The sequence below is a fragment of the Gillisia mitskevichiae genome (assembly GCF_003634585.1).
Classification (GTDB): Bacteria; Bacteroidota; Bacteroidia; order Flavobacteriales; family Flavobacteriaceae; genus Gillisia; species Gillisia mitskevichiae.
This window is the reverse complement of sequence record NZ_RBLG01000001.1, coordinates 652,654-678,329: the sequence shown is the minus strand read 5'-3', so window position 1 is coordinate 678,329 and position 25,676 is coordinate 652,654. Positions and strand designations below refer to the sequence as shown.

The 25,676-nt window shown below is 37.6% G+C and carries 25 protein-coding genes and 1 pseudogene; all 26 read left to right on the top strand.

Annotation, left to right across the window (positions count from 1 at the left end; translation table 11 throughout):
- The first annotated feature begins 7 nt into the window (after positions 1–7).
- The 26 genes and pseudogenes from BC962_RS03120 (at position 8) to BC962_RS02995 (ending at position 25,671) form a co-directional block, all read left to right on the top strand.
- Positions 8–262, top strand: a complete 255-nt coding sequence (locus tag BC962_RS03120) for a heavy-metal-associated domain-containing protein (RefSeq protein ID WP_051605472.1) — start codon at positions 8–10, stop codon at positions 260–262.
- A 70-nt stretch (positions 263–332) separates the two neighbouring features.
- Positions 333–1,346, top strand: coding sequence for a type II glyceraldehyde-3-phosphate dehydrogenase (locus BC962_RS03115; RefSeq protein WP_026754865.1), 1,014 nt, complete (start codon positions 333–335; stop codon positions 1,344–1,346).
- Positions 1,347–1,357: 11 nt separating this feature from the next.
- Positions 1,358–2,419 carry a class I fructose-bisphosphate aldolase gene (locus BC962_RS03110; RefSeq protein WP_026754864.1) on the top strand — a complete coding sequence of 354 codons (1,062 nt, stop codon included), beginning with the start codon at positions 1,358–1,360 and terminating at the stop codon, positions 2,417–2,419.
- Between the two features lie 11 nt (positions 2,420–2,430).
- Positions 2,431–3,789: pseudogene (locus BC962_RS03105) on the top strand (dicarboxylate/amino acid:cation symporter).
- Positions 3,786–4,703, top strand: a complete 918-nt coding sequence (locus BC962_RS03100; protein WP_121344445.1) for an alpha/beta fold hydrolase — start codon at positions 3,786–3,788, stop codon at positions 4,701–4,703. The pseudogene BC962_RS03105 and the gene BC962_RS03100 overlap by 4 nt, the downstream one beginning before the upstream one ends.
- Entirely contained in the window at positions 4,693–5,667 is a 975-nt protein-coding gene (locus BC962_RS03095; protein WP_121344444.1) for an ATP-dependent 6-phosphofructokinase, read from the top strand. Before BC962_RS03100 ends, BC962_RS03095 begins: the two co-directional genes overlap by 11 nt.
- An 11-nt stretch (positions 5,668–5,678) precedes the next feature.
- Complete coding sequence (locus BC962_RS03090; RefSeq protein WP_121344443.1) at positions 5,679–6,029, top strand: phosphomannose isomerase type II C-terminal cupin domain; 351 nt, start codon at positions 5,679–5,681, stop codon at positions 6,027–6,029.
- Positions 6,030–6,039: 10 nt separating this feature from the next.
- Complete coding sequence (locus BC962_RS03085; RefSeq protein WP_121344442.1) at positions 6,040–7,110, top strand: glycoside hydrolase family 130 protein; 1,071 nt, start codon at positions 6,040–6,042, stop codon at positions 7,108–7,110.
- Positions 7,107–9,452, top strand: a complete 2,346-nt coding sequence (locus tag BC962_RS03080) for a glycosyltransferase (protein WP_121344441.1) — start codon at positions 7,107–7,109, stop codon at positions 9,450–9,452. Before BC962_RS03085 ends, BC962_RS03080 begins: the two co-directional genes overlap by 4 nt.
- Before the next feature lie 35 nt (positions 9,453–9,487).
- The gene (locus BC962_RS03075; protein ID WP_121344440.1) at positions 9,488–10,756 is read left to right on the top strand and encodes an MgtC/SapB family protein; all 1,269 of its coding nucleotides are present in this window, start codon (positions 9,488–9,490) and stop codon (positions 10,754–10,756) included.
- A gap of 10 nt (positions 10,757–10,766) precedes the next feature.
- On the top strand, positions 10,767–11,756 hold the full coding sequence (locus tag BC962_RS03070; RefSeq protein WP_121344439.1) for a 2-hydroxyacid dehydrogenase: 990 nt from the start codon (positions 10,767–10,769) through the stop codon (positions 11,754–11,756).
- Between the two features lie 42 nt (positions 11,757–11,798).
- Positions 11,799–12,572: an SDR family oxidoreductase gene (locus BC962_RS03065; RefSeq protein ID WP_070237408.1), complete on the top strand. Its 774-nt coding sequence runs from the start codon at positions 11,799–11,801 to the stop codon at positions 12,570–12,572.
- 24 nt (positions 12,573–12,596) lie between these two features.
- A complete protein-coding gene (locus BC962_RS03060) occupies positions 12,597–13,433 on the top strand; it encodes a universal stress protein (RefSeq protein ID WP_121344438.1) in 837 nt (278 codons plus the stop codon).
- Entirely contained in the window at positions 13,430–14,272 is an 843-nt protein-coding gene (locus BC962_RS03055; protein WP_121344437.1) for an ATP cone domain-containing protein, read from the top strand. The genes BC962_RS03060 and BC962_RS03055 overlap by 4 nt, the downstream gene beginning before the upstream one ends.
- A 132-nt stretch (positions 14,273–14,404) precedes the next feature.
- Positions 14,405–14,659, top strand: coding sequence for a hypothetical protein (locus BC962_RS03050; protein ID WP_121344436.1), 255 nt, complete (start codon positions 14,405–14,407; stop codon positions 14,657–14,659).
- Positions 14,660–14,674: 15 nt separating this feature from the next.
- A complete protein-coding gene (locus tag BC962_RS03045; RefSeq protein ID WP_121344435.1) occupies positions 14,675–16,051 on the top strand; it encodes an MBL fold metallo-hydrolase RNA specificity domain-containing protein in 1,377 nt (458 codons plus the stop codon).
- Positions 16,052–16,079: 28 nt separating this feature from the next.
- Positions 16,080–17,582, top strand: coding sequence for a thymidine phosphorylase family protein (locus BC962_RS03040; RefSeq protein WP_121344434.1), 1,503 nt, complete (start codon positions 16,080–16,082; stop codon positions 17,580–17,582).
- Between the two features lie 6 nt (positions 17,583–17,588).
- Positions 17,589–18,482, top strand: a complete 894-nt coding sequence (locus tag BC962_RS03035) for a ribose-phosphate pyrophosphokinase (protein WP_121344433.1) — start codon at positions 17,589–17,591, stop codon at positions 18,480–18,482.
- Positions 18,479–19,123 carry a hypothetical protein gene (locus BC962_RS03030; protein ID WP_121344432.1) on the top strand — a complete coding sequence of 215 codons (645 nt, stop codon included), beginning with the start codon at positions 18,479–18,481 and terminating at the stop codon, positions 19,121–19,123. Before BC962_RS03035 ends, BC962_RS03030 begins: the two co-directional genes overlap by 4 nt.
- A 6-nt stretch (positions 19,124–19,129) precedes the next feature.
- Positions 19,130–19,423, top strand: a complete 294-nt coding sequence (locus BC962_RS03025; protein WP_034886805.1) for a hypothetical protein — start codon at positions 19,130–19,132, stop codon at positions 19,421–19,423.
- 18 nt (positions 19,424–19,441) lie between these two features.
- The gene (locus BC962_RS03020; RefSeq protein ID WP_034886804.1) at positions 19,442–21,559 is read left to right on the top strand and encodes a copper-translocating P-type ATPase; all 2,118 of its coding nucleotides are present in this window, start codon (positions 19,442–19,444) and stop codon (positions 21,557–21,559) included.
- Positions 21,560–22,774 carry an MFS transporter gene (locus tag BC962_RS03015; protein ID WP_121344431.1) on the top strand — a complete coding sequence of 405 codons (1,215 nt, stop codon included), beginning with the start codon at positions 21,560–21,562 and terminating at the stop codon, positions 22,772–22,774. It abuts the gene before it with no gap.
- Between the two features lie 64 nt (positions 22,775–22,838).
- The gene (locus BC962_RS03010) at positions 22,839–23,690 is read left to right on the top strand and encodes an RteC domain-containing protein (protein WP_070237401.1); all 852 of its coding nucleotides are present in this window, start codon (positions 22,839–22,841) and stop codon (positions 23,688–23,690) included.
- 294 nt (positions 23,691–23,984) lie between these two features.
- Positions 23,985–24,269 carry a helix-turn-helix domain-containing protein gene (locus tag BC962_RS03005; protein ID WP_121344430.1) on the top strand — a complete coding sequence of 95 codons (285 nt, stop codon included), beginning with the start codon at positions 23,985–23,987 and terminating at the stop codon, positions 24,267–24,269.
- Between the two features lie 3 nt (positions 24,270–24,272).
- Positions 24,273–25,025 (top strand): hypothetical protein, encoded by a 753-nt coding sequence (locus BC962_RS03000; RefSeq protein ID WP_121344429.1) that lies wholly within the window; start codon positions 24,273–24,275, stop codon positions 25,023–25,025.
- Complete coding sequence (locus tag BC962_RS02995) at positions 25,009–25,671, top strand: P-loop NTPase family protein (RefSeq protein WP_121344428.1); 663 nt, start codon at positions 25,009–25,011, stop codon at positions 25,669–25,671. Before BC962_RS03000 ends, BC962_RS02995 begins: the two co-directional genes overlap by 17 nt.
- Positions 25,672–25,676: the final 5 nt, after the last annotated feature.

The following is a 25,676-nucleotide window of genomic DNA, read 5'->3' as shown; positions in this document are numbered from 1 at the left end:
CAAAAAAATGAAACAACAAATTGAAATTACAGGAATGACCTGCGGAGGTTGTGTTAAAAATGTTAAAGAAGCATTAAAACAAATTGAGGGAGTACAAACGGTAGAAGTAAGTCTGAATCCACCCCAAGCAGTTATTGAAGCAAATGAATCTATAAGCAAAACGCAACTCAGTCAAGCCTTGGTAAAAGCAGGTGGTTATAGTATCGCGGGCGCAGAAGGGGATAAAAATCAAAAAAAATCAGGAGGATCCTGTTGCAGTTAAAAACCTGATTAAAACTCGGAGTAAAAGAAAAAGTTAAGATTTATTCAACAACATATTTATAAACTAGAAAATGAAAAATATAGCAGTTATAGGATACGGAGTCATTGGAAAAAGAGTGGCCGATGCCATCAATCTACAGGACGATATGAAGCTTTCGGGCGTGTGCGATATCATTAGCGATTGGCGCATTCAAAATGCCGTGAGAAAAGAGTACGATATCTATGCAGCCACCCCAGAAGCAACTGATAAAATGAAATCCGAAGGTATTTCAGTAAAAGGCGATATGCACGACCTGTTGAAAAAATCAGATCTCGTCGTGGACTGTACCCCTAAAAAGATTGCGGCTCAAAATGTCGCAATTTATAAAGAACAAAACATCAAATTTATTTTGCACGGAGGCGAAAAACACGAAACAACAGGCCATTCCTTTAGTGCTGAAAACAATTATCAATCAGCTCTAAATCTAGATGCTACAAGAGTTGTTTCTTGCAACACCACTTCTATTTTAAGGACGTTGACCGCTTTAAAAAGAGCCGATTTATTGGATTATGCCAGAGGAACACTTTTAAGAAGAGCAACAGATCCTTGGGAAAGTCATTTGGGCGGAATTATGAACACAATGCTTCCAGAAAGAGATATTCCAAGCCATCAAGGTCCTGACGCTAAAAGCGTAGATCCTGATTTGGACGTCATCACTTCCGCAGTAAAAGTTCCAGAAACATTAAGCCATATGCACTATTGGAACGTGAAGTTAAAAAAGCAAGTCTCGAAAGAAGAAGTCTTAAATGCTTTTAAAACGTCTAGTCGTATCAAACTAATTCAATATGACCAAGGCCTGGTTTCAAACAACACCATTAAAGAAATGTTCTTGGATATGGGAAGACCTTGGGGCGATATGTACGAAGTAGCCCTTTGGGAAGATATGCTGAAGGTAGTGGGAGATGAACTTTTTTATGCCTACGTGGTCGATAACCAAGCCATTGTAATCCCAGAAACGATTGATGCCATCAGAGCACTTACTGGAATTGAAACAGATGGTGCCAAATCCATCGCCAAAACAAATGAAAGTTTAGGAATTCATTAAATCTTATTCCAATGAAAACAAATATAAATATTACAGAACTATTAGGTGAAAAAGCGTCCTTCTATTTGAATCACGTTTGTGAAAAAATAACCAAGGACGAATTGCAAACACCTAGTAAGACAAGCCTAGACAGGGTATTTACTCAAAGTAATAGAAATCCGCAGGTACTACGAAGTCTTTCACAATTGTATAACCACGGAAATCTTGGTGGTACAGGCTACTTGAGCATCCTGCCTGTAGACCAAGGTATCGAGCATAGTGCAGCTTTTTCTTTCTATAAAAATCCGGATTATTTTGACCCAGAGAATATTATAAAATTAGCGATGGAAGCAGGTTGTAATGGCGTGGCTTCCACCTTTGGTGTATTGGGATTGAACGCTAGAAAATATGCCCATAAAATTCCCTTTATCGTAAAGATTAACCACAACGAACTACTTACCTATCCCAATAAATATGACCAAACCTTATTTGGCAAAGTAAAAGCTGCGTGGGATATGGGAGCAGTTGCCGTCGGTGCAACTATCTATTTTGGTTCCGAAGAAAGTAACAGACAGCTTAAAGAAATAGCTGAAGCTTTTGAAGAAGCCCATAATTTAGGTATGGCTACCATTTTATGGTGCTATACCCGAAACGAAGCTTTTAAAACCGAAAAAGAAGATTATCACGCCGCTGCCGATGTAACTGGACAGGCCAATCATTTGGGTGTTACTATTCAAGCTGATATCATCAAACAAAAATTGCCAACAAACAATTTTGGTTTTAGGGAGATAGGATTTGGAAAATATGATGATGAAATGTATGAAACGCTGACAACAAAACATCCCATTGACCTATGCAGGTTGCAAGTGGCTAATTGCTATATGGGGAAGATCGGATTAATTAATTCCGGTGGTGGCTCTAAAGGAGAGTCTGATTTAGTGGAAGCGATTACTACAGCAGTAATTAATAAAAGAGCTGGCGGTTCTGGGCTGATTATGGGAAGAAAGGCGTTTCAAAAGCCCTTCGGTGAAGGTGTGGAAGTATTACAATCCGTTCAAAAAGTTTATTTAGACCATAAAATTAGTATTGCATAACAAAATAAAGAATGTTCGAAACAGAAGTAAAATCACTTAAGTCACTAAATCACTATCTGGTAAAACTCGTAGAAAGCCGCTTATGGCTTAAGGTTATTATTGCCTTGTTTTTAGGTGTTGGATTTGGGTTGTTGTTAAGTCCTCATAATGGTTGAATTACCAAAGAAACAGCTGATGGTTTAGGAAATTGGCTGGCATTGCCAGGCGTACTCTTTCTAAAGCTGGTTCAAATGATTATGATTCCATTGATTGTGGCTTCAATCATCACAGGAATCGCCAGTAATGACAAGGATAGTTTGAAAAAATTAGGTGGTGGCGTATTATTATATTTTCTGGGCACTACCATAGTTTCGGTAAGTCTCGGTGTTATACTATCACAACTTTTTAGACCTGGTCGTTTTTTGCATCAACAATCGCTATCCGAACATAACGAAATAATGACCACCTCTACGGAGGATACCGAACTTTCTTTTGGGCTTGAAAATATTCCAGATGCCATTTCAAACCTGCTTCCCGAAAACCCTTTGGCGTCTATGGTAAATGCCGATATGTTAAGTATCGTGATTTTTACAATTATTATTGGTGTGGCTGTGCTCTCACTTAATGCAGCATTATTGCGCCCAGTAAAGATACTCTTAAGTGCCATTCAAGAAGTCTGTATGACGGTAGTGAAATGGTCTATGTTGTTAGTACCTGTTGCTGTTTTTGGGCTTATGGCACAGCTTACCTCTAGTGTTGGCTTGAGCTCTCTGTCAGGTCTAGCCTACTATGTTGTGGTGGTGTTACTCGGTCTATTGTTACTGGTGTTTTTCTATTTAGGACTGGTTGTCCTTCTTGGAAAAACAAACCCATTGCATTTCCTAAAAAAAATAAGGGATGTTCAACTATTGGCCTTTTCAACCACGAGCTCTGCGGCTGTAATGCCCTTGTCACTAAAAACAGCGGAAGAAGAACTGAAAGTGGATAAGAGCATTAGCAATTTTATTATACCTATTGGCGCAACCGTCAATATGGATGGAACGGCGCTCTATCAAACTATAACGACTCTTTTTATAGCCCAAGCCTATGGACTGGAAATGAGCTTACTCAATATTATAGTGGTCATCGTAACCATAGTAGCTGCTTCCATTGGCACACCAGCCATTCCTGGAGGCGGTGTGGTTATACTCGCTTCTGTTTTGGGAAGTGTCGGCATACCCGCTGAAGGCATCATTATTATTATTGGTGTAGAGAGACTCTTGGGGATGTTTAGGACTGCGGTAAATGTAACTGGTGATTTGACTGCCTGTATGGTTTTCAATAGATACTATGGTAAAACCCCAATCTTGGTTAGTGAGAAAACGGATAATAAATCAATTTCAAAACAATGACATTACTACTCATATCCATAGTGTTCATTCTTCCTGTTGTAGCTATAGCAAGCTATCAGCATTACAAAATTGGTAAGCAACCAGCTTATGATGCCAAAGAAACACTGTTGAATTATGAAATAATAGGCTCTGGAGAAAACAAACTTGTTTTGTTGCACGGTTTAACAGGCTCATTGCATTATTGGAAACGCAATTTAGAAAGTATTACAACTACACATAAGCTACTTTTAGTCGACCTGCTAGGTTTTGGTGATTCGCCAAAACCACAAAGTGATTATTCCCTTTCAATACAATTGCAAGCCCTTGAATTAATTTTAAACAAAGAAGAATTCAATGATGGCAAAACAATTATTGCGGGACATTCTATGGGAGCTATGATTTCATTGGCACTATTGGAAAAGCAACCAACTTGGTTCAAGGCAGGAATTTTTATAAGCATACCTGTTTATAAGAACGCTGATGAGTTTAAAGAAATTATGTCATCCCATTCCTTTGTGGATAGGATTTCAACAAGCAAATTCTCGAAATACATTTGTATGATTCATCCCATTTTTATGTCGAGTGCATTCAAACCTGACAACCTCACAGATGATGTTTATGAAGATGCAAAAAAGCATCATTGGCAGAGTTATTATTATTCACTTACAAAGGTCATCTTGAAAACAGATTTATATGCGATTGCAAAGAAAATTAAGGATAAAGACGTGCTTTTTATTCACGGAGAAAAAGACACCACTGCACCTTTAGAAAATGCCTTAAAATTATCAAAGGAATTTAAAAACGCACAACTAATTACTTCATCTGAAGGAGACCATCAGTTCTTTCTGAAAGAAGCAGAATTTGTTTGGAACACAATTCAAGATTTTACTATTTCAGATAAAAAATTACAAAAAACCATATCTAATGAGCACTAATAAAATTAAACATATAGGCGTATTTACTTCAGGAGGCGACAGTCCTGGAATGAACGCTGCATTGTACGCCATTGCAAAATCCGCTGAAGTAAAGGGTATAAAAGTAAGTGGTTTTCGAAAAGGGTATGAAGGGTTGATAGACGGTGATTTGGTTCCATTAGCATCACACGAACTAAAAAAAATAACCCAAAAAGGCGGTACCATTCTAAAAACAGCAAGAAGCAAACGATTTCTGGAATTAGAGGGCCGTAAAAAAGCATTGCAAACTCTAAAAGCAAACAACATAGATGCTTTAATTGCTATTGGTGGCGATGGCACTTTTAAAGGTTTATTGGCTTTTTCAGAAATATGCGACATCCCATTCATTGGTATTCCCGGGACTATTGACAACGATATATCTGGTACTGATTATACCCTTGGTTTTGATTCCGCAGTAAACACGGCTATTGAAAATATTGATAAAATAAAGGACACTGCCGAATCTCATAACCGCGTATTTATTGTTGAAGTAATGGGAAGGGATTCAGGCTACATCGCTATTCATTCGGGATTAATGGTAGGTGCAGATGCCATACTAATTCCTGAAAGTGCAAAAGATTTTATTTACCTATTGGACAAGATTAAAAATTACGATAGCGAAGATGCTTTTCTTGTCGTGGTTTCTGAAGGTGATGAAATAGGCGCTGAACTGGTTTCCTCAAAAATAAAGGAAGTCAATCCCAATGTCGATATACGAATTACGAGGCTTGGGCACGTTCAGCGAGGTGGAAATCCTTCTGCTTTAGATAGGATGTTGGGTATTAGGCTTGGGGTGGAAGCCGTAAAATCACTTTTACAAAGTAAAAAGAATGTAATGGTCGGGATTTTAAACAATCAATTGCACTTAACCCCTTTTAATGAAGTGGTCAAACAACATCAGGTCAATAAAGAATTGCACGAACTCTTAGAACTATTTGGAAAATAAAAACGAGAAAAATGAAAACATACATAGAGGAAAGACCTTGGGGAAACTTTGAACGCTTTACCCATAACGAGATTAGCACCGTAAAAATACTTACGGTTAATCCAAACGAAGAGCTAAGTCTACAGTTTCACCATAACAGGGAAGAATTCTGGAGAGTAATAGATGGAACGGGAACTTTCGTAATTGGCGACAATACCAAAGTTGGCCATAAAGGGGACGAATTTTTTATCCCGAAGGAAACCGTACATCAAATAAAAACATCTGATTCTTCTGTAAGTGTACTTGAAATTGCTTTTGGAAATTTTGATGAAAACGATATTGTCAGGCTAAAGGACAAATACAACAGGGAAGACCCCAAATAAATATTACAATATGGAACATACACATCAAATTAATACCAGAATACCCATAGAGAAAAAAGGGATACTGCTCAGTCCCACTAAATTGAAATTTGAGAGCAATGGGGTTTTAAACCCTGGAATATCTCAAGAAGGTGAAGAGGTGCATATCTTTTACCGTGCGGTGGAAGATGGCAATTACTCTACCATTGGATATGCCAAAACCAATGAGCATTTAGATCTCATAGAAAGGAAATCAAGCCCGTTAATAACTCGTGATTTTGATTATGAAAAACATGGTGTGGAAGATGCTCGTATTGTTAAAATTGAAGATATCTATTATTTAACTTATACAGCTTATGACGGGTTCAATGCCATGGGTGCTTTGGCAACTTCAAAAGACCTGAAACATTTTGAGAAAAAGGGGATAATCACACCATTCATTACCTACAAAGAATATAAATACCATTTGGAGCATTGTAATCAGGAAAGATTGAATCCAAAGTATTATTATTACTACAACTTGTTTGCACAAATTGGATTGGCAGATGAAAAACATAGGTATCTGAGGGATAAGGACATTGTCCTGTTCCCCAAAAAAATCAACGGTAAATTTGTAATGCTCCACCGTATATGGCCAGGAATACAAATAGTACAGTTTGAAAAGTGGGAAAACCTTACCAAAGAATTTTGGGAAAATCATATAAAGAACCTTCACGATCATATTCTTATGGATCCGTTCTACGATTTTGAAGTGAATTATCTCGGTGCCGGATGCCCTCCCATAGAAACAAAGGATGGTTGGCTGATGATTTACCACGGAGTTTGTGAAACCCACATTGGAAAGACCTATCACGCCGCCGCTGCGTTACTGGATATTGAAGACCCTATAAAAATAATTGGACGATTGCCCTATCCCTTATTTTCCCCTACCGAAGAATGGGAACTGCTTGGTGTTGTAGATCATGTGGTATTTCCTACCGGGACCGCATTGTTCGGGGACGACCTTCATATATATTATGGAGCGGCCGACAAACATACGGCGGTAGCTAAAGTAAGCCTACAACTAGTATTGAATGAATTAAAAAAAACAGCTATATCATGAAAAATCATAAAATTTTATTCGTATGCTCATATCCTCCACGCGAGTGCGGTATTGCTACTTTTTCACAAGATTTGATACGGGCTTTGAAAAGATGCTTTGGCTCAACCATAGAGATCGAGGTTTGTGCTCTGGAAAATGAGTGCTGCGACGCTAATGATTATCCAGAGGAAGTTAAATATAAAATAGATGCCCAAGAGTTAAGTTCCTTTTTCAAAGTAGCTAATAAGTTAAATGAAAGGGACGATATTGGAATGGTTTGTATACAACACGAGTTTGGGCTGTTTGGAGGTGACTACGGTGGCCATTTAGTGGCTTTTCTGCTAAAGTTAGACATCCCTATTTCTTGTGTGTTTCATACCGTGCTACCCTATCCAGATGAAAAAAGAACTAAAATAGTGCAAGCGTTGGGTGATCTTTCCGAGAAACTGATCGTTCTTACCAATAAATCCGCAGAAATACTAGAAAGTGATTATCATATTGATACTAACAAAATAGCTGTCATACCCCATGGCACCCATATTGTACTATGGAAAGAAAAACAACGGCTTAAAAATAGATATGGCTTTCAAAATAAAAATGTGCTCTCCACATTTGGTTTATTAAGTGAGAATAAAAATATAGAAACAGCCCTTCGTGCATTGCCAAAAATACTCCAAAAATTCCCTAACACAGTTTATCTGGTTTTAGGCAAAACACATCCTGATATAATAAAGAGAGAAGGCGAAACATATAGAAATGCGCTTTTAACAATAGTCGATGATTTAGATATTAAAGACCATGTCATTTTTATAAACGAATATTTGGAACTTTCCAAATTGTTGGAATACCTATCCTTGTCCGATGTTTACTTATTCTCATCTAAAGATCCCAACCAGGCCGTTAGCGGCACTTTTGCTTATGCCATGAGTTGCGGAAACCCTGTTATATCAACTCCTATTCCCCATTCTAAAGAATACCTTGATTCCAGTACTGGTATTTTATTGAATGATTTTGAAGATCCCATAGAAATTAGTAACGCTGTTATCGATTTGTTGGAACAACCGCTAATAGCAACATCAATGGGAAAAAATGCTTTTCTTAAAATGCGTGCTTTTAGTTGGGAAAATGTAGCCATTTCCTATTCCGATATTTTTCAGGATTATTTGCAACATAATAATTCTTTGGATTTTAGTTTACCACCCATAAAAACAGACCATATTGAAGATATGACTACTGACTTTGGGATGCTTCAATTTTCAAATTTTAGTGTCCCGGATACGTCTTTTGGTTATACACTTGATGATAATGCAAGGGCGCTTATAGCAATGCTTATGTATTATAAGAAAAAAAGAAATGACAAAGTCCTGCGGCTCATTGAAATTTATATGGACTTTATTGTGTTTTGCCAACAGGACGATGGACTGTTCTATAATTATGTGGATTATGAAAAGCAATTTACCAATCAGAATACCGAAGTGAACCTGGAAGATTCCAATGGCAGGGCCATTTGGGCACTTGGCTATGTATTGTCTGATACAGAAAACCTGCCAAAAAGTTTAGTAGCCAAAGCAGAAAACTGTTTTAAAAACGTCATACGAAATGTAGCGGATTTCAAATCCCCACGAGCCATTGGCTTTATATTAAAAGGACTTTATTATTATCAAGAAAATGAGCCTAAAACCCAATATAATCAGTTAGCAGATACATTGGCCCAAGAGCTCTTGCGCATTTTTAATATTACCAGTGATAAAAAATGGGAATGGTTTGAAGATTACCTGACCTATGCCAATAGTATATTGCCAGAAGCGCTTTTTTATGCTTGGCTAATCACAAAAAATAAAAAATACAAGGACGTTGCCGAAACTACTTTTGACTTTTTATTATCACAATATTTTATGAAAGGGCAAATTAAAGTCATTTCTAATGACGGATGGTTTCACAAAAGAAACAAACGTACCTTTCACGGCGAACAACCCATTGAGGTGGCTTATACCATTCTTTCATTGGACCTATTCTGTAAAGTTACCCATAAAAAGAAATACTCCAAACAGCTTCATACCGCATTTAATTGGTTTTTAGGCAATAACCATCTCAAGCAAATTATGTACAACCCTGTTAATGGTGCCTGTTATGATGGTCTTGAAAAAGAAAATATTAATATAAATCAAGGTGCGGAATCCAGCTTGTGCTACGTAATGGCGCGTTTAGTTGTTGAGGGTTACCCTTTGGAGGTTGGTCTTAAAGAAAATAAATTAGATTTAAGTTTAAAGATGGACTCGGCTTCAAAACGTGGCAAAAAGATCATCCAAGAAAAGTGCATCGGTAAAAGTTTAAAAATAGAACGAAATGTATCAAACAGTTAGCGATTTTAATCCTACCAAGCAATAAAAAAGTAGTTATGACCGAGGCCTTTAAAAATATCAACCCTTTCATCCTTGGACTGCTCATCAGTCTGGGCATTGGCCTTATTCTTGGGTTGGAACGTGAATATGATAAATTGAAGGAAGAACAAGGCTTTGCAGGTATAAGAACCTTCCCAATTGTTGCCATTATTGGTTTTATATTGGGAAATCTTTCCACAACCTATACACCTTGGTTGGTCATTATCATTGCGGCAGCATTTCTTTTGTTTCTGTCTTTGAGTCATCTTTCCATAGTACAAAAGCATATTATGACTGGTATTACCACCAATATGGCCTTGTTCGCTACGCTAATTTTGGGTGTTATGGTTGCCAATCATTTGCATAAGGAAGCAGTTGCGACCGCAGTAGTCGTGGTTACGCTGTTATCATTGAAAACGACCTTTAATACATTCATTAAGAATATTACTTCTGAAGAGCTCTTTGCTTTTATTAAGTTTTCAATTATTGCGCTTCTTATTTTGCCTTTCTTACCAAATCAAGATTATGGTCCAGAAGGTTTGCTAAACCCTTTTGAGATTGGAGCGATAATAGTAATAGTATCTTTTCTGAATTTCATCGGCTATTTTCTTGTAAAATATGTAGGTTCTAAACGTGGTATTCTGCTTACTGCTATTTTAGGTGGATTGATTTCAAGTACCGCAGTAGCTTGGATATATGCTTCGCGAAGTAAAGAATCGCCAGAACTTTCAAAAGAATATGCTGCGGGTATCATTATAGCTTCCGCAATTATGTTTCCCAGACTTGCGATTCTGGCCTATATTTTCAATAGTGCCATACTTTTAAATTTAGTCATTCCATTTACTATTCTTACCCTTATCTGCTTGATAAGCGCACTCTTATTCATCAAAAAGAATACAGATGTCACAAAAACAGCTATCAATCTGGGTAATCCGCTCAATATTTGGAACGCTCTTGGGTTTGGTGGTATTTATGTGGTCATCCTGTTTGCAGTTTTTTATGGAAATCAATTTTTTGGCGAAAGCGGTTTATACTATTCAGCCCTAATTGCAGGATTGGCAGATACGGATGCGATAACTATCAGTATGGCAAAATTTGGGTCATTGGAAGAAAAACTCACGCTGGCCACCAATGTCATTATAACAGCAACCATAAGCAATATGATTGTAAAACTTGGTATTACCTATTTCAAAGGTTCTAAAAAGACCGGGAAACTCGTGATGCTAATTTTTGGAACTGTTGTCATCGTAGGGTTAGTATATATTTTAATACAGTTAGGAAATTAAAAAAAGTGAAATGAAAACAACAGTATTCAGCACGCATAAGTTTGAAGAGCCGTATCTCGTAAAAGCGAATGATGGTAAGCATCAATTAAAGTTGCTTGAGAGTCGTTTAACTCAAGAAACTGCTATTCTCGCAACGGGTTCTAAAGCAGTAAGTCTATTTACGGGCGATGATGCCTCGGCACACATTCTTGAAAAATTCAATGCTTTTGGCGTAAAATATATTGCTCTGCGTTCAGCAGGATTCAATCACGTGGATTTAGCAAAAGCAGCTGAACTGGATATGAAGGTGGCACGTGTTCCAGCCTATTCCCCTTATGCCATTGCAGAGCATACAATGGCACTCATACTTGCATTAAACCGAAAATTGATTAAAGCACATAACAGGGTTCGTGACCAGAATTTCTCATTGAACGGTCTTACCGGTTTCGACCTCAATGGAAAAACCGTCGGCGTTATCGGGACTGGAAAAATTGGGTCTGTATTGGTAAAAATACTACACGGTTTTGGTTGTAAAATACTTGTTCAGGATGTCATTGTGGATGAAAATTTAATCAATTCCTACAATGTAATCTATACCAATTGTGAAACTATTTGTAAGCAGTCCGATATCATAAGCTTACACGTACCACTAACGTCTTCAACGAAACACTTGATTGATGCAAAACATATTTCATTAATGAAGCAAGGCGTAATGCTTATCAATACAAGTCGTGGAGGATTGGTCGATACCAAAGCTGTTATCGAAGGATTGAAAACTAAAAAAATTGGGTATTTCGGAATAGATGTGTATGAGGAAGAAGAAGGATTGTTCTTTGAAGACCATTCCGATGACATTTTGCAAGACGATGTGATTGCCCGATTAATGACCTTCAACAATGTTTTGATAACCAGTCATCAGGCCTTTTTAACCGAAACTGCATTGACAAATATTGCTGAAACCACAATATATAATCTGGATTGTTTTGAAAAAGGCAAAGTTTCAGGAAATGAAGTTTCTTGATTAAGAAGCAAAAAATAGTAGTAACACTTAAATCTTAAAATTATGAATCGAGTAAAAAATAAAGTAGCCATTGTCACAGGAGGTGCCTCTGGTCTAGGGAAATCAAGTGCTATTTTATTAGCACGTGAAGGAGCAAAAATCGTTGTTACAGATATAGATGAAGAAGATGGAAAAAAGGTAGTCCAACAAATCAAAGCTAACGGTGGGGAGGCTATATTCATTAAACAAGATGTATCCAAAGAAGATGAATGGAAAAATGTCATTGAGACCACGCTCAAAACTTTCGGAAAATTACACATATTAGCTAATTCTGCCGGAATAGGATTAGGTGGAACTGTAGAAGAAGTTACCCTTGAAGATTGGAAAAACCTCATAGATGTAAACCTAAATGGCACTTTTTTAGGTACTCAGTATGGTATAAAGGGTATGAAGGAAACTGGAGAAGGTGGTTCCATTATCAACTTCTCTTCCATTGAAGGACTTATCGGGGACCCTAACCTACCTGCTTATAACGCAAGCAAAGGCGGTGTTACCATATTCACGAAATCTGCTGCCCTGCATTGTGCAAGACAAGGCTACGGAATCCGTATCAATTCTATACATCCTGCTTATATCTGGACACCAATGGTAGAAAATTTTCTGAAAGCTCAAGGTGATGTAGAAGAAGGCAAAAAGCAATTAGAAAGTTTGCATCCTGTTGGCCATTTGGGAGAGCCTGATGATATAGGCTATGGAGTCGTCTATCTAGCTTCGGATGAATCCAAGTTTATGACTGGTTCTGAATTGGTAATCGATGGTGGCTATACCGCACAATAACAAACTACCCTAAAACAAAAAATTATGAAAAACATACTTGTACCTACCGATTTCTCTGAAAACTGTACTAAAGCTGCACATCTCGGGATTAAAATGGCAAAAACATACAATGCAGAAATACACTTTCTACATCAAATGACAACACCTGTGGATTGGGTAAAATTAGACAAACTTAAAGAAAAGCGTTATCCAGAAACCTTAAAGCAGATAGGTGCTGCAAAGGCTAATTTACGTGAACTCGAAAAAATAGCAGAACACGAAGGTCTTAAATGCCGAACCTTTCTTCAGTTCGATTCAGGACAAAAAGATATTCTGGAACATTCTGGCCATTTTCATCACGACTTTATCATTACAGGTAGTAGCGGAACAAAGGGTCGTGTACGGGAGATAACAGGCAGTAATGTTGAGAAAATTGTCCGAAAGGCTAATGCCCCGATTATTGTGGTCAAAGAAGAGGAAGTAACATTTCCCTTTAAGGACATTCTGTTCGTATCAAATTTTGAAGAAGATGTGAGTCATCCGTTTCAAGCGGTGCTTTCAATAGCTGAAAAATGCGATGCTAAAATTCATTTGTTACGTATAAATACAGAAACAGACTTTAATAGTATCAACGCTGGATTAAACCCTGTCAAGCAATTTCTTGAAAAGTTTCCCGCCTTAAAAAACTTTTCTATGAGTGTTCATAACGAATCTTCAGTAGAGGCAGGTATTAATACATTTTTAAAACATCAGCCAGCAGATTTAATTGCGATGAGTACCCACGGAAAGACAGGTTTTTTGAGCCTATTTTCAAAAAGTATTGCCGAAGGTGTAACCAATCATTCAGAACTTCCTGTAATGACCATACATATTAAAAAATGAAACATCCAATAAACATAGTAAAATATTCGGGCGACGTGGTAGCCTTTGATGTGGATAAACTTATCAATTCATTAAGACGTTCGCAAGCAAGTGAAGAATTGATTCAGCAAATAGTAGGGCAAGTTGAAGACCAATTATACGATGGTATTACCACAAAAAAAATCTATCAAATGGCATTTAAAATGCTAAAAGGTAAGTCGAGAGTAAGTGCTTCAAAATACAAACTCAAAAAAGCCCTGATGGAATTTGGTCCTTCTGGCTTCCCATTTGAGAAGTTGGTAGGCAAACTATTGGCGCACGAAGGATTTTCAACACAGGTTGGTGTCATAGTTCAAGGCAATTGCGTTCAGCACGAAGTGGATGTGATAGCCCAAAAAGACAATACCCATTATATGATTGAATGTAAATACCACAGTGACCAAGGTAGGTTTTGCAACGTGAAAATTCCCTTATATATCCACTCAAGATTTTTAGATGTTGAAAAACAATGGGAACGACAAAAAGGTCACGAAGCCAAGCTTCATAAAGGAGGCGTGTACACCAATACACGATTTACAAGTGATGCGGTGCAATATGGTAAATGCGTAGAGCTACTATTGACAAGTTGGGATTATCCAATTGGTGACGGTTTAAAAGACAGAATAGATAAGTTGGGACTGCACCCTTTAACCGCATTAACTACCCTAACCAAAGCTGAAAAAACAAAGTTATTAGATGAAGGTATCGTGCTCTGCAAGGAGCTTCACGAAAAACCTGTGTTATTGGAAAAGATAGGAATTGATAAAAAAAGACACAAAAAGATTTTAGAAGATTCAGAAGCGCTATGTAAAAGCTCTTGAGAATTAATAATATAAAAGTTCAACAATCTTAAAACAAAAATTATGAAATGAGCCATAGCGATTCTTGATAACAACCGAGATTTTTAATGGCGAATTACATCTGACCGATAAAAAACAATAAAATTTAAACAGATGAAAACAGATGAACTGCAAGAACAGAAAAAAATTGACCTAGAGCCATTTTACCAAGCATTGGAAGATGACCCAAAACTACTTGAGGAAGCCCTTGAAATATTATTGGGTATGGTACACTTCGAGCCTAAATCCGTAAAGAAGTTGGCACTCTTAATCAAAGAGGATTCCCGCAATCTATATAATGAAATAGCGGAATTGAGCAAATCAAACCAAGAAAAAGGAAATACGCCTTCCTGTTGTGGTGGACATTAAACAAATAACATAAAGATGAAAAACAATAAAATAAACATCCACTTTCTAGGAGCGGCAGGTACAGTAACCGGCTCAAAATATCTAGTGGATACAGGAGATAGAAAGATACTTATAGACTGTGGACTTTTTCAAGGGTTAAAGGAATTGCGTCTTAAAAACTGGGAGTACCCACCTGTTAATGTAGGTGATATTGATGCTGTTTTGCTTACCCACGGTCATATGGACCATACAGGTTATTTACCCAGATTGGTAAAACAAGGCTTCAATGGTCCCATTTATGGTACGAATCCTACTTTGGACATTGCAAAAATCATTTTGAATGATAGTGCAAAAATACAGGAGCAAGAAGCCGAACGTGCCAATAAGGAAGGCTATTCCAAACATAGTCCCGCAGAACCATTATACGATTTAAAGGATGTAGAAAAAACTATCCCACACTTTAAAGGAATTCCACAATCACAATGGATTCCATTATTTGACGGTATTAGAGTTCGCTTCCAATACAACGGACATATTCTGGGTGCAACCTATATTGAGTTGGATGTGCACGGAAAACGTTTTGTCTTTTCAGGAGACATTGGTAGAACCAATGATTTATTGCTATATCCACCCCTAAAACCAAAAAAAGTGGATGTACTTTTTATAGAATCTACTTATGGTGGAAGGCTTCATCCTGACGAAGTGGAAGCACTTCCGCAAATTGAAAAATTGGTCAACGACACCATTAATAGAGGGGGCAGTCTATTTGTCCCAAGCTTTTCGGTAGAACGTGCCCAGCTAATGATGCTCATCTTTTGGAAATTATTGAAAGAAAAGAAAATTCCAAAAGTTCAAATGATTATGGACAGTCCGATGGGTGCCAACGTATTGGAATTGTTTCATAGAACTCGTGATTGGCACAGACTGGAGGACAATGAATGTGATGAAATGTGTTCTCACTTTACGGTCGTAAGCAGTTATCGTGAAACAATGGAATTAAGAACAGACAACAAACCAAAAATCGTGATTGCTGGAAGTGGAATGCTTACAGGTGGAAGAATGCTCAACTATCTCGAAACCCAAGCGCAAAACCCAAATAACACCTTACTTTTTGTAGGCTATCAAGCTGAAGGCACTCGTGGAAGAAAACTATTGGAAGGCGACAAGGAATTAAAAGTGTATGGGAAAACGGTATCCTTTCAAATGGAAGTAGCCGAAATTCAAGGCCTCTCGGCACACGCAGACCACGCTGAACTTATAGACTGGATGAGCAAAATAAAAAATAAACCAGCCCGAATTTTTATTGTGCACGGAGAAAAAGAAGGTGCCGAAGCCCTTCAAAAAGGAATGAAGGAAACCTATGGGTGGGATGCAGAAATCCCACAGCTCTATAATATTGAAGAAATAGAATAAATCGAAAAATCACAACAATCAATAAAATATGGACACACACTCAAACATATTAAAATATAAACATCTCGGAATCTATACCCAAAACGAAAATGTAGTGTATATGCGCGAAGATTGCCACGTCTGTATTTCAGAAGGGTTTGAGGCACTTACCCGAATAAGAATATCCAATGCAAATAAATCAATCGTAGCAAGTCTTAATGTCCTGAATTCTGATATTCTGTTGCCCAATGAAATCGGACTATCAGATGCTGCTGCGAAAAAACTGAATGTTTCCCCAAATGATACATTATATGTTTCCCATTTAGAACCAATTGAATCTTTAAGCCACGTCAGGGCAAAAATCTACAATCAAAAGCTGGATTACAATGCATATAACAACATCATAACCGATATCGTTGAAGGCGATTATTCCAACATCCACCTTTCGGCATTCATAACTGCCTGCGCAGGTGACCGAATGGATATTGATGAAATATCTGACCTTACCAAAGCAATGATTGCTTCTGGTAAGCAACTGAACTGGAACAAAGATATCGTGGTGGACAAACATTGTATTGGCGGATTGCCTGGAAATAGAACAACACCGTTAGTCGTTGCCATTGTTGCCGCATATGGGCTTACTATGCCAAAAACATCCTCACGGGCAATCACTTCGCCAGCAGGCACAGCAGATACAATGGAAGTACTTACCAATGTGACGCTTTCTTTAGAAGAAATAAAGACCGTGGTAGAAAAAGAAGGCGGTTGTTTTGTTTGGGGCGGAACAGCCCAATTAAGTCCTGCGGATGATGTGCTCATCAAAATTGAAAAAGCCTTGGATATTGATAGTGAAGGGCAGCTCATTGCTTCGGTACTCTCTAAAAAAGCAGCAGCTGGTTCCACTCACGTGGTCATTGATATTCCCGTGGGTGAAACCGCCAAGGTTCGTAGTACCGAAATGGCTCAAAAACTAAAAAATCATATGGAAACCGTTGGGACATCTGTTGGCTTGAATGTAAAAGTTGTCATTACAGATGGCTCACAACCTGTCGGAAGGGGTATCGGCCCCACTTTAGAAGCCATTGATATTTTAAAAGTTTTGAAAAATGAAGCAGATGCACCAAAAGACCTAACAGAAAGAGCATTGCTTTTAGCCGCTGAACTAATAGAGCTTTCTGGCAAAGTAGAAAAAGGGAAAGGGTTAGAAACCGCACATCAAATTCTCACATCTGGTCAGGCTTATAAAAAATTCCTTGCTATTTGTAATGCGCAAGGTCGCTTTTCAAAACCTGTTTTAGCACCCTATAAAACCGAAATTAGAGCAGAAACCCCTGGGGTTTTAAAGCGAATTGATAACCGAAAAATCGCAAAACTCGCCAAGCTTTCCGGAGCGCCTCAATCCAAGTCCGCAGGGATTCTTCTAAATGTTCATTTGGGAGAACAAATTGAGGAGAACCAATTGCTTTATACTATATATGCTGAATCCAAAGGCGAACTCAACTATGCCCTGGAATATAAAAACAACCATAACGATATCATAACTATAATTTAAAAAACTATGAAAACAATATTATTCAGTCTTCCCGGAAATGAAGAACTCACAGAACTAATGGCTACAAAAATGGAAGCTGAAGTGGGCAAAGCCACTTTACGGAAATTCCCTGACGGAGAATCATACACGCGCATATTATCTGATGTTAAAGACAAATGTGTGGTACTGGTATGCACCTTGCACGAACCAGATGCAAAACTCTTGCCACTCTATTTTCTAAGCCATACAGCCAAATCGTTGGGAGCAATGTGTACCTGTTTAGTAGCGCCCTATTTGGCTTATATGCGTCAGGACAAAGTCTTTAATGAGGGTGAAGGGGTAACTTCTGGTTTCTTTGGAAAATTGATTTCAGGTTTTGCGGATAGCATTACCACGGTTGACCCTCATTTGCATAGAATTAGTTCTTTAGGAGAAGTGTATCAAATTCCAAATAAAGTGATTCACGCTGCCGATGCTATTTCAGAATGGATTAAAGAAAATATCGAAAATCCGGTACTTATTGGACCCGATTCGGAAAGTGAACAATGGGTTTCTGAAGTCGCCAAAAATGCCGGAGCACCATTTACAGTATTACAAAAGGTGCGTCACGGCGACCGTGATGTAGAAGTCTCTGTTCCCGATGTGGATAAATACAAAGATGCTACTCCCATTTTGGTAGATGATATTATTTCGACAGCACGTACAATGATTGAAACCGTACAACATCTGAAAAAAGCAGGAATGAAACCACCTATTTGCGTAGGTATTCACGCCGTTTTTTCAGGAAATGCCTATCAAGATTTATTGGATTCCGGAGTGGAAAAAATAGTGACGTGCAATACCATCCCGCACCCTTCAAATGCTATTGATTTAAGCGATATTATGGCAAAAGAGGTCAAAAAATTAATGCATCACATATGAGAAAACAAGGCTTCATAGTACTATTTATATTATTCAGTATCACAATAAATGCACAAACTGAAATGCTCATTGGGCAGATTTCAGGTAGAGTTGTTATTCGAGAAAATTTTGATGAAGAAGGCTCTTTTCTAAACAAACAAACTTTTGAAGCTGGTGAAACAATAAAGAAAAATGGATACTATGAAATTGAGGTGGTTACGGAATTGTTTGATAAAGACAAAATAGCGACCGATAAATACACCACAACCTATCGCTGTAAGCCTGATGAAGCCAGTATAATGGTAATGGCATTTCCATTTTCAAACCCAAAATCAAAAGAAACCGAAATTAATACCACTTCTAAAAAATTTAAAGAACTCTACGACTTGAAAAATCTTGAAAATATAGAACTGGAAATGAGTTTTGATTCGGGCTTGTTGAATTTTTTTGGCTCAAAAAGTACCATAAAAATTTACGACCGAAAATTTAATAATAGCGAAAATAATATTAATTCAAAAATTAACATTAAGGCCTATGCCTTGGGAATTCGCATTAAGCAACTCAATTATACTGTTAACGAGAAATTAAATGCACAAGGTCTATTGACCTTTCAAAAATTTACAGAAGAAGACAACAGTTATTTTACAATGACTTATAAATAAAAATAAATGAAAAATTATGACACCCTTTCAGAAGCTATTAACGATTTGCAGACAAACGAATACCCTTATGATTTCAACTTAAAACCTGAATGTCTGGAATGTGCTTCCCTGAAAATTGAGATTCGACCAGAAGATTTTAAAGTGGATAAAATATATCGCTTTGAAGGAATGAGCAGTACCGATGATAACAGCATTTTATATGCAATATCTTCCAAAAAAGGGCTTAAAGGTCTTTTAGTAGATGCTTATGGCGTCTATGCCGAAAACATATCGGAAGCAATGAGAAAAAAATTACGATAACACTTAAACAATACTATAATGGAAAATCACGAGCAGCACAAAAACAACGAAATGGACCATTCGAAAATGGATCATTCTAAAATGAACCACGAAAAAGAAGATCATTCCAAAATGGATCATTCCAAGATGAGAAATGGAGGTGGAGACCATTCGGGTCATAATCCGGGTCACGGACAAATGGGTCACGACCATCATAAAATGATGATTGCAGACTTTAGAAAACGGTTTTGGGTAACACTCGTGCTTACCATCCCCATATTGTTCTTCTCACCAATGATTCAAGAATTTTTTGGTTATGAATTTTTACTTCCAGGAAATCCATACATCCTTTTTGCACTTTCCACTGTTGTATATTTTTATGGTGGTTGGCCTTTTCTTAAAGGATTTGTTTCCGAAATAAAGAATGGTGCACCTGGTATGATGACACTTATATCTATGGCAATAAGTGTCGCCTATTTCTACAGTTCTGCAACTGTCTTTGGTTTACGAGGAGTTGACTTTTTCTGGGAGCTGTCAACACTAATTGCTATTATGCTTGTTGGTCATTGGATAGAAATGAAAAGTGTATTAGGCGCTTCAAAAGCATTACAACTTTTAGTTAGTATGATGCCTGCCGAAGCTCACAGGGTAAAAGGCGACACTATTGAAGATATACCACTTGAAGATTTGTTAAAAAATGACGTGATTTTGGTAAAGCCAGGAGAGAAAGTTCCAGCTGATGGTATCATAGTAGAAGGTTCAAGTTATTTAAACGAATCAATGCTTACAGGGGAGTCCAAGCCTGTAAAAAAAGAAGAAAAGGATAAGGTAATAGGTGGTTCAGTAAATGGCAATAGCACTTTAAAGGTAAAGGTGGAACATACAGGAAAAGACAGCTATCTCAATAAGGTTATTACGATGGTTGAGGAAGCACAAAAGACCAAATCTAAAATGCAAAACCTTTCCGATAGGGCAGCAAAATGGTTGACTTATATAGCTTTGGCTATTGGTTTTGGTACGTTGGCAGTTTGGCTGATTTTAGGCTTTCCGTTTGTGTATGCATTAGAAAGAATGGTTACCGTTATGGTCATCGCTTGTCCACACGCATTGGGTCTTGCAATTCCTCTTGTAGTTGCCATTTCTACTGCTGTATCTGCACAAAATGGATTATTAATCCGTAATAGAACTGCCTTTGAAGAATCACGTAAGATATCCGCCTTACTATTTGACAAAACAGGGACTTTGACCAAAGGGGACTTTGGCGTTACTCGAATCAAATCTGTAAATGCGTCCTATTCAAACGATGAAATCTTAAGACTGTCAAGTGCGTTGGAACAAAGTTCAGAACATCCAATTGCTGTTGGGATTATTAAAAAAGTTAAAGAAGACAATATTACAATCCCAAAGCCTGAAAACTTTAATGCGATCACTGGTAAAGGTGTAGAGGCAAATGTAGAAGGAAAGCAAGTAAAAGTGGTTAGTCCTGGTTATTTAAGGGATGAAAAAATAACTATTCCTGAAGATGCTTATAGTGACGCTGCTGAAACTGTTGTATTTGTATTAATTGAAGGACAACTAGCAGGATACATTGCGCTTGCTGATGAAATAAGACCTGAATCTGCGGAAGCTATAAAAATATTTAAAAAGAATAATATCAAAGTTTTGATGGCAACTGGGGATAACGAAAAAACAGCCAAAGCTGTGAGTGAAAAATTAGGATTGGATGGCTACTATGCCGAAGTGCTACCGCACCAAAAAGTAGAAATTGTAGAAGAATTACAAAACAAAGGAGAGTTTGTGGCTATGACTGGAGACGGCGTAAACGATGCGCCCGCACTTGCCAAAGCTGATGTAGGAATCGCTGTTGGTTCTGGTACTGATGTAGCCGCCGAAACAGCCGATATTATATTGGTAAATAGCAATCCACAAGATATTGCAAACCTAATTTTGTTCGGAAAGGCTACGTACAATAAAATGATTCAGAACCTAATATGGGCAACTGGGTATAATGTGGTGGCCATTCCATTAGCTGCAGGTGTTCTATACTCTTCTGGCTTTGTTTTAGGACCAGCTGTAGGAGCGGTATTTATGAGTTTGAGTACAATTATAGTGGCTATTAATGCGCAATTATTGAAGCGAAAAATCGGTAAAAAATAAATGGATAGAAAAGAAAAACTCAACAGGATATTTTTAATTCTATTGAGTTTGTTTGTAGTGATGTTGGGCTATGGTATATTATTGCCAACCCTTCCTTACTATACCGAAAGATTAGCTTTAAAAGACAATCTTGACACCGACCTTATCAATTTCCATATTGGATTGCTCACAAGCATTTATCCATTTTTTCAGTTACTATTCGTAGTGGTTTGGGGAAAACTATCGGACAGATACGGCAGGAAACCTATTATCATTTGTGGACTAATCGGTTTTGTAATTATGCAATTACTTACCGGCCTAGCCACATCCTTGACAATGCTATATATCGCTCGAATTTTTGGTGGAATTTTTACGTCATCAGTTATTCCAGTTAGCAATGCATATTTAAGTGATATTACATCTGAAAAACGTAGAACAAAAATAATGGCCTGGTCTGGTGTTGCCATTAGCTCTGGTGTTATTTTCGGCCCTGTCATTGGCGGCTTTCTGTCCCAAACTGATATTCATATAAAATATACAATAGGCCTGCTACATTTAGACCGATTTTCAGTGCCCTTTTTATTCGCTGCACTACTAGGATTGATTGTCCTTTTGGTTGTGATGAAATGGTTAAAAAACACCGCTCGCGTACATAAGTTCACAACACGAAAAGTGAGTTTGCGGTTCACATTTACTAAATATTTTATCGTATTACTAGTGCTATCGTTTGTTATCCAATTTGTGGTGACGCTATTTGAAACTGTCTTTTCAATCTACGGAAAAGATGAATTAGGATTTAATAGTAATCAAGTTGGTATTGGTTTTATGCTATGTGGTTCAATAATGGCTGTTTTACAACCTGTGTTCGCTACTTATGGAGAGAAGTTTTTATCAACAAAGAAACAAATTGCTTTAGGGTTATTAATATCTGGTTTATCCTTGATTGCCTTTCCATTTTTTAACAATGAATTTTTAGTCTATGGATTAATCGTTGTTTTTGCTGCTGGAGGCGCTATGGTAACACCAAATTTGCTCTCTGCGGTTTCATTAATATCAAAGAAAAATACTGGCAGGAATATTTCTATTCAGAGTTCGACCAATAGTATTGGTCAGATTCTAGGCCCCGTTTTAGGAACTTGGCTGATTGCAGGCGGTTTTTACTATCCTTTCATAATTGCTGGTAGCATTGTTTTGCTCGCTATTGGTTGTCTGTTCTTTTTTAAAAATCCCCCATAAAAAGATATAACATACAAACATTACTTATTGATAATTAACCCAAATCTAAAGCCCCAAAAATATTTTGCATAAGTTAATTCATATAATACTAGACAATTACAAAGAGGAAATAAAAGTAGTTGAGGAATCTAATCTAAACGATTTCAACAATGTTGAACAAGGTATTTCTATTTCAAGACAATACTTGCAGAAATTACGCATCTGTGTAAGGGAAAATGAATTCGTAGATAAAAAGAATGAAATAATATTCTTTAAAAAGCATAAACCTTACATCTATAGCAGACTGAAATTTTATGCCAAACTCTACAATTTCTTGATAAATAGACCTGCGGGAACAATAAAATCTCAACAGGAATTTATTGATTCAGAAATAAATAGGCTACAAGAAAGTAATCGACGGAATATAGATTTCATTAAATATTATAGAGAGGATTCTGAACTTCTGGATGAATTCTATTTTCTGCGAGGAAATGATAAAATTAGCTTGGTATCAAACACTTCTCATTTTTATACAGATGCTGAATTTTCCACAAGCCACGATAATGCAATTGCCAAAATTATGGCCTATGACCTATTAATAAGCCATTACGTTGAAGAGTTAAGTAATTTAAGGGATTTGTCATACGGCATACCGAATAAGCTGAATACTCTATCAAACGGTGAGCGACTTGGTTGGACTGCTTCAAAAACAGACCTAATTGAGTTAATTTATGCATTACAGGCATCTGGCGCAATAAAAAGTGGTACAGCTGGTATTAAAGAAATGGCATCAGCTTGTGAAGATATTTTTGAACTTAATCTTGGTAACGTTTATAGAACTTTTCTCGAAATAAGAGAACGGAAAATCGACCAAACCAAGTTTATTGATAGACTAAAAGCAACACTTTTAAGGCGAATGGAAGAAACGGACGGTTGATATTTTCATTTTTAAAAATGTTAAATTTCTTCCCAAGTTGGGTCTTACTTGGGAAAAAATAAAATTAATTTTATCTATTATCATTTGGCATAGATGATTTTAAGTGACACCTCTAAATCAAACCAATTTAAACCATTGAAAATGAGTAAATAAAAACACCCTACTTGGGTACAACTTGGGATTAAAATCCAATAAACCATCCCAAATTTGTAGAACGAAAGTCAAATCCTGCGAGGGGCTATCAAATTAGTTTAGACTGAGGCGGTAGCCCTTTTCATTTAAAACCGTTCTATTATGCCAACAAGTATCATTACCACAGACGATCTTCGGGAATTCAAAATGGAATTGCTCGATGACATTAAAAAGCTCCTATCCCGACAAGCAACCGGTAAACTTAAAAAGTACCTGAAATCTTCCGATGTAATGGAACTGCTTCAGGTCAGTCCGGGAACACTTCAAAATCTTCGTGTCAATGGCACATTGCCATACACGAAAGTGGGCGGTATCATCTATTACGATGCCGAAGAAATCCAGAATGTAATGTCTGCAAACCGTGTGCAGCACGGATTAAATTCTTAAGCGATGAATTATATAAAGCTACTCAACGCGGCTTTTGAAAAATTCTTTTTCGATGACCGCTTGAACCCGACCCATATCAGCCTGTATATGGCGCTGTTCCAAGAGTGGAACAGCAGCCGTTTTGCCGATGAGTTTTTTGTGAACCGTCGAGAGTTGATGCGCGTGGCTAAAATAGGTTCTAAATCGACCTATCATCGCTGTGTTACCGACCTGCACTCGTGGAACTATCTATCTTATTTTCCATCGAACAATCCTTACAAAGGTAGCAAAATCAAGATGTCCATTATCGGGACAAGTGATGAACCGGATATGGGACGGTACAATCCCGAATTGGAACAGCTTGCGGAACGGTACCATCCCATACGTGAACCAGTAGTGTACCAACACCATCCCACCAACGGACAAGCTGTGTACCCGCACCGTCCCTTGAGTGGACAAGCATTGGTATCTAATATAAACAATACCAAACAAGTAAACATTAATAAACAACCAAAGGGCAGGCAGGCCGTTTTAGATTTTTTTGTTGAAAAAAATTTTAATGCTGATGAAGGAAAAAAATTCTTTGCGCACTATGAAGCCAACAATTGGAAAACAAGCGATGGAAAAATAATACGTGATTGGCGGGCTCTAGCCAAAAATTGGATGGATAGAACCGAATTATTTACCGAAGAAAACAAACCAAACAAAAAGGGAGCGTCCCAAAATCGGGACAACCTTAAAACCACTAAAACCAAGGATTATGGACAACCCCTCTAAAATAACCGAAGGCGGCGTGGAATATTCGCTCGGCAAATTTGACGGGAAATGCGTGCTTTACGATTTCCCGAGAATACTAATTTATCTGAATGCCAAGGGAAAGCTCCTCTTTGGAAAGAAATTCAAAATTTATGAAGAGGACAAGGATATTTTGCTAAAGCTCTGTTCCTACTTCATCAAGGACAAGGAAAACTGCCAAAAATTTCAGATCGATGTTGACAAAGGTATTTTACTTTCGGGCCCAGTAGGGTGCGGGAAAACCAGTTTATTGAAACTTTTACGGCATTTAGTGCCATTGCAAAGACCTTATGAAATGATCCCCTGCCGAAATGTGGCATTCAGTTTTAATCATCTTGGTTTTAAAACCATTGAAGACTATGGAAATACGAAGTTTTTCTGTTTTGACGATCTGGGCGTAGAACCTGCCGGAAGGTTCTACGGTAAAGACCTGAATGTGATGGGTGAAGTCTTACTTTCGAGATATGAACTTTACCTTCAAACCAAGCATAAAATCAAAACTCACGCAACTACAAACCTAAACGCTGAGGAACTGGAAGAACGTTACGGAAACCGTGTCCGTAGCCGGATGCGGGAACTGTTTAATTTGATAGCCTTTGATGAAGGGGCTGGGGATAAAAGAAAGTGAACTTA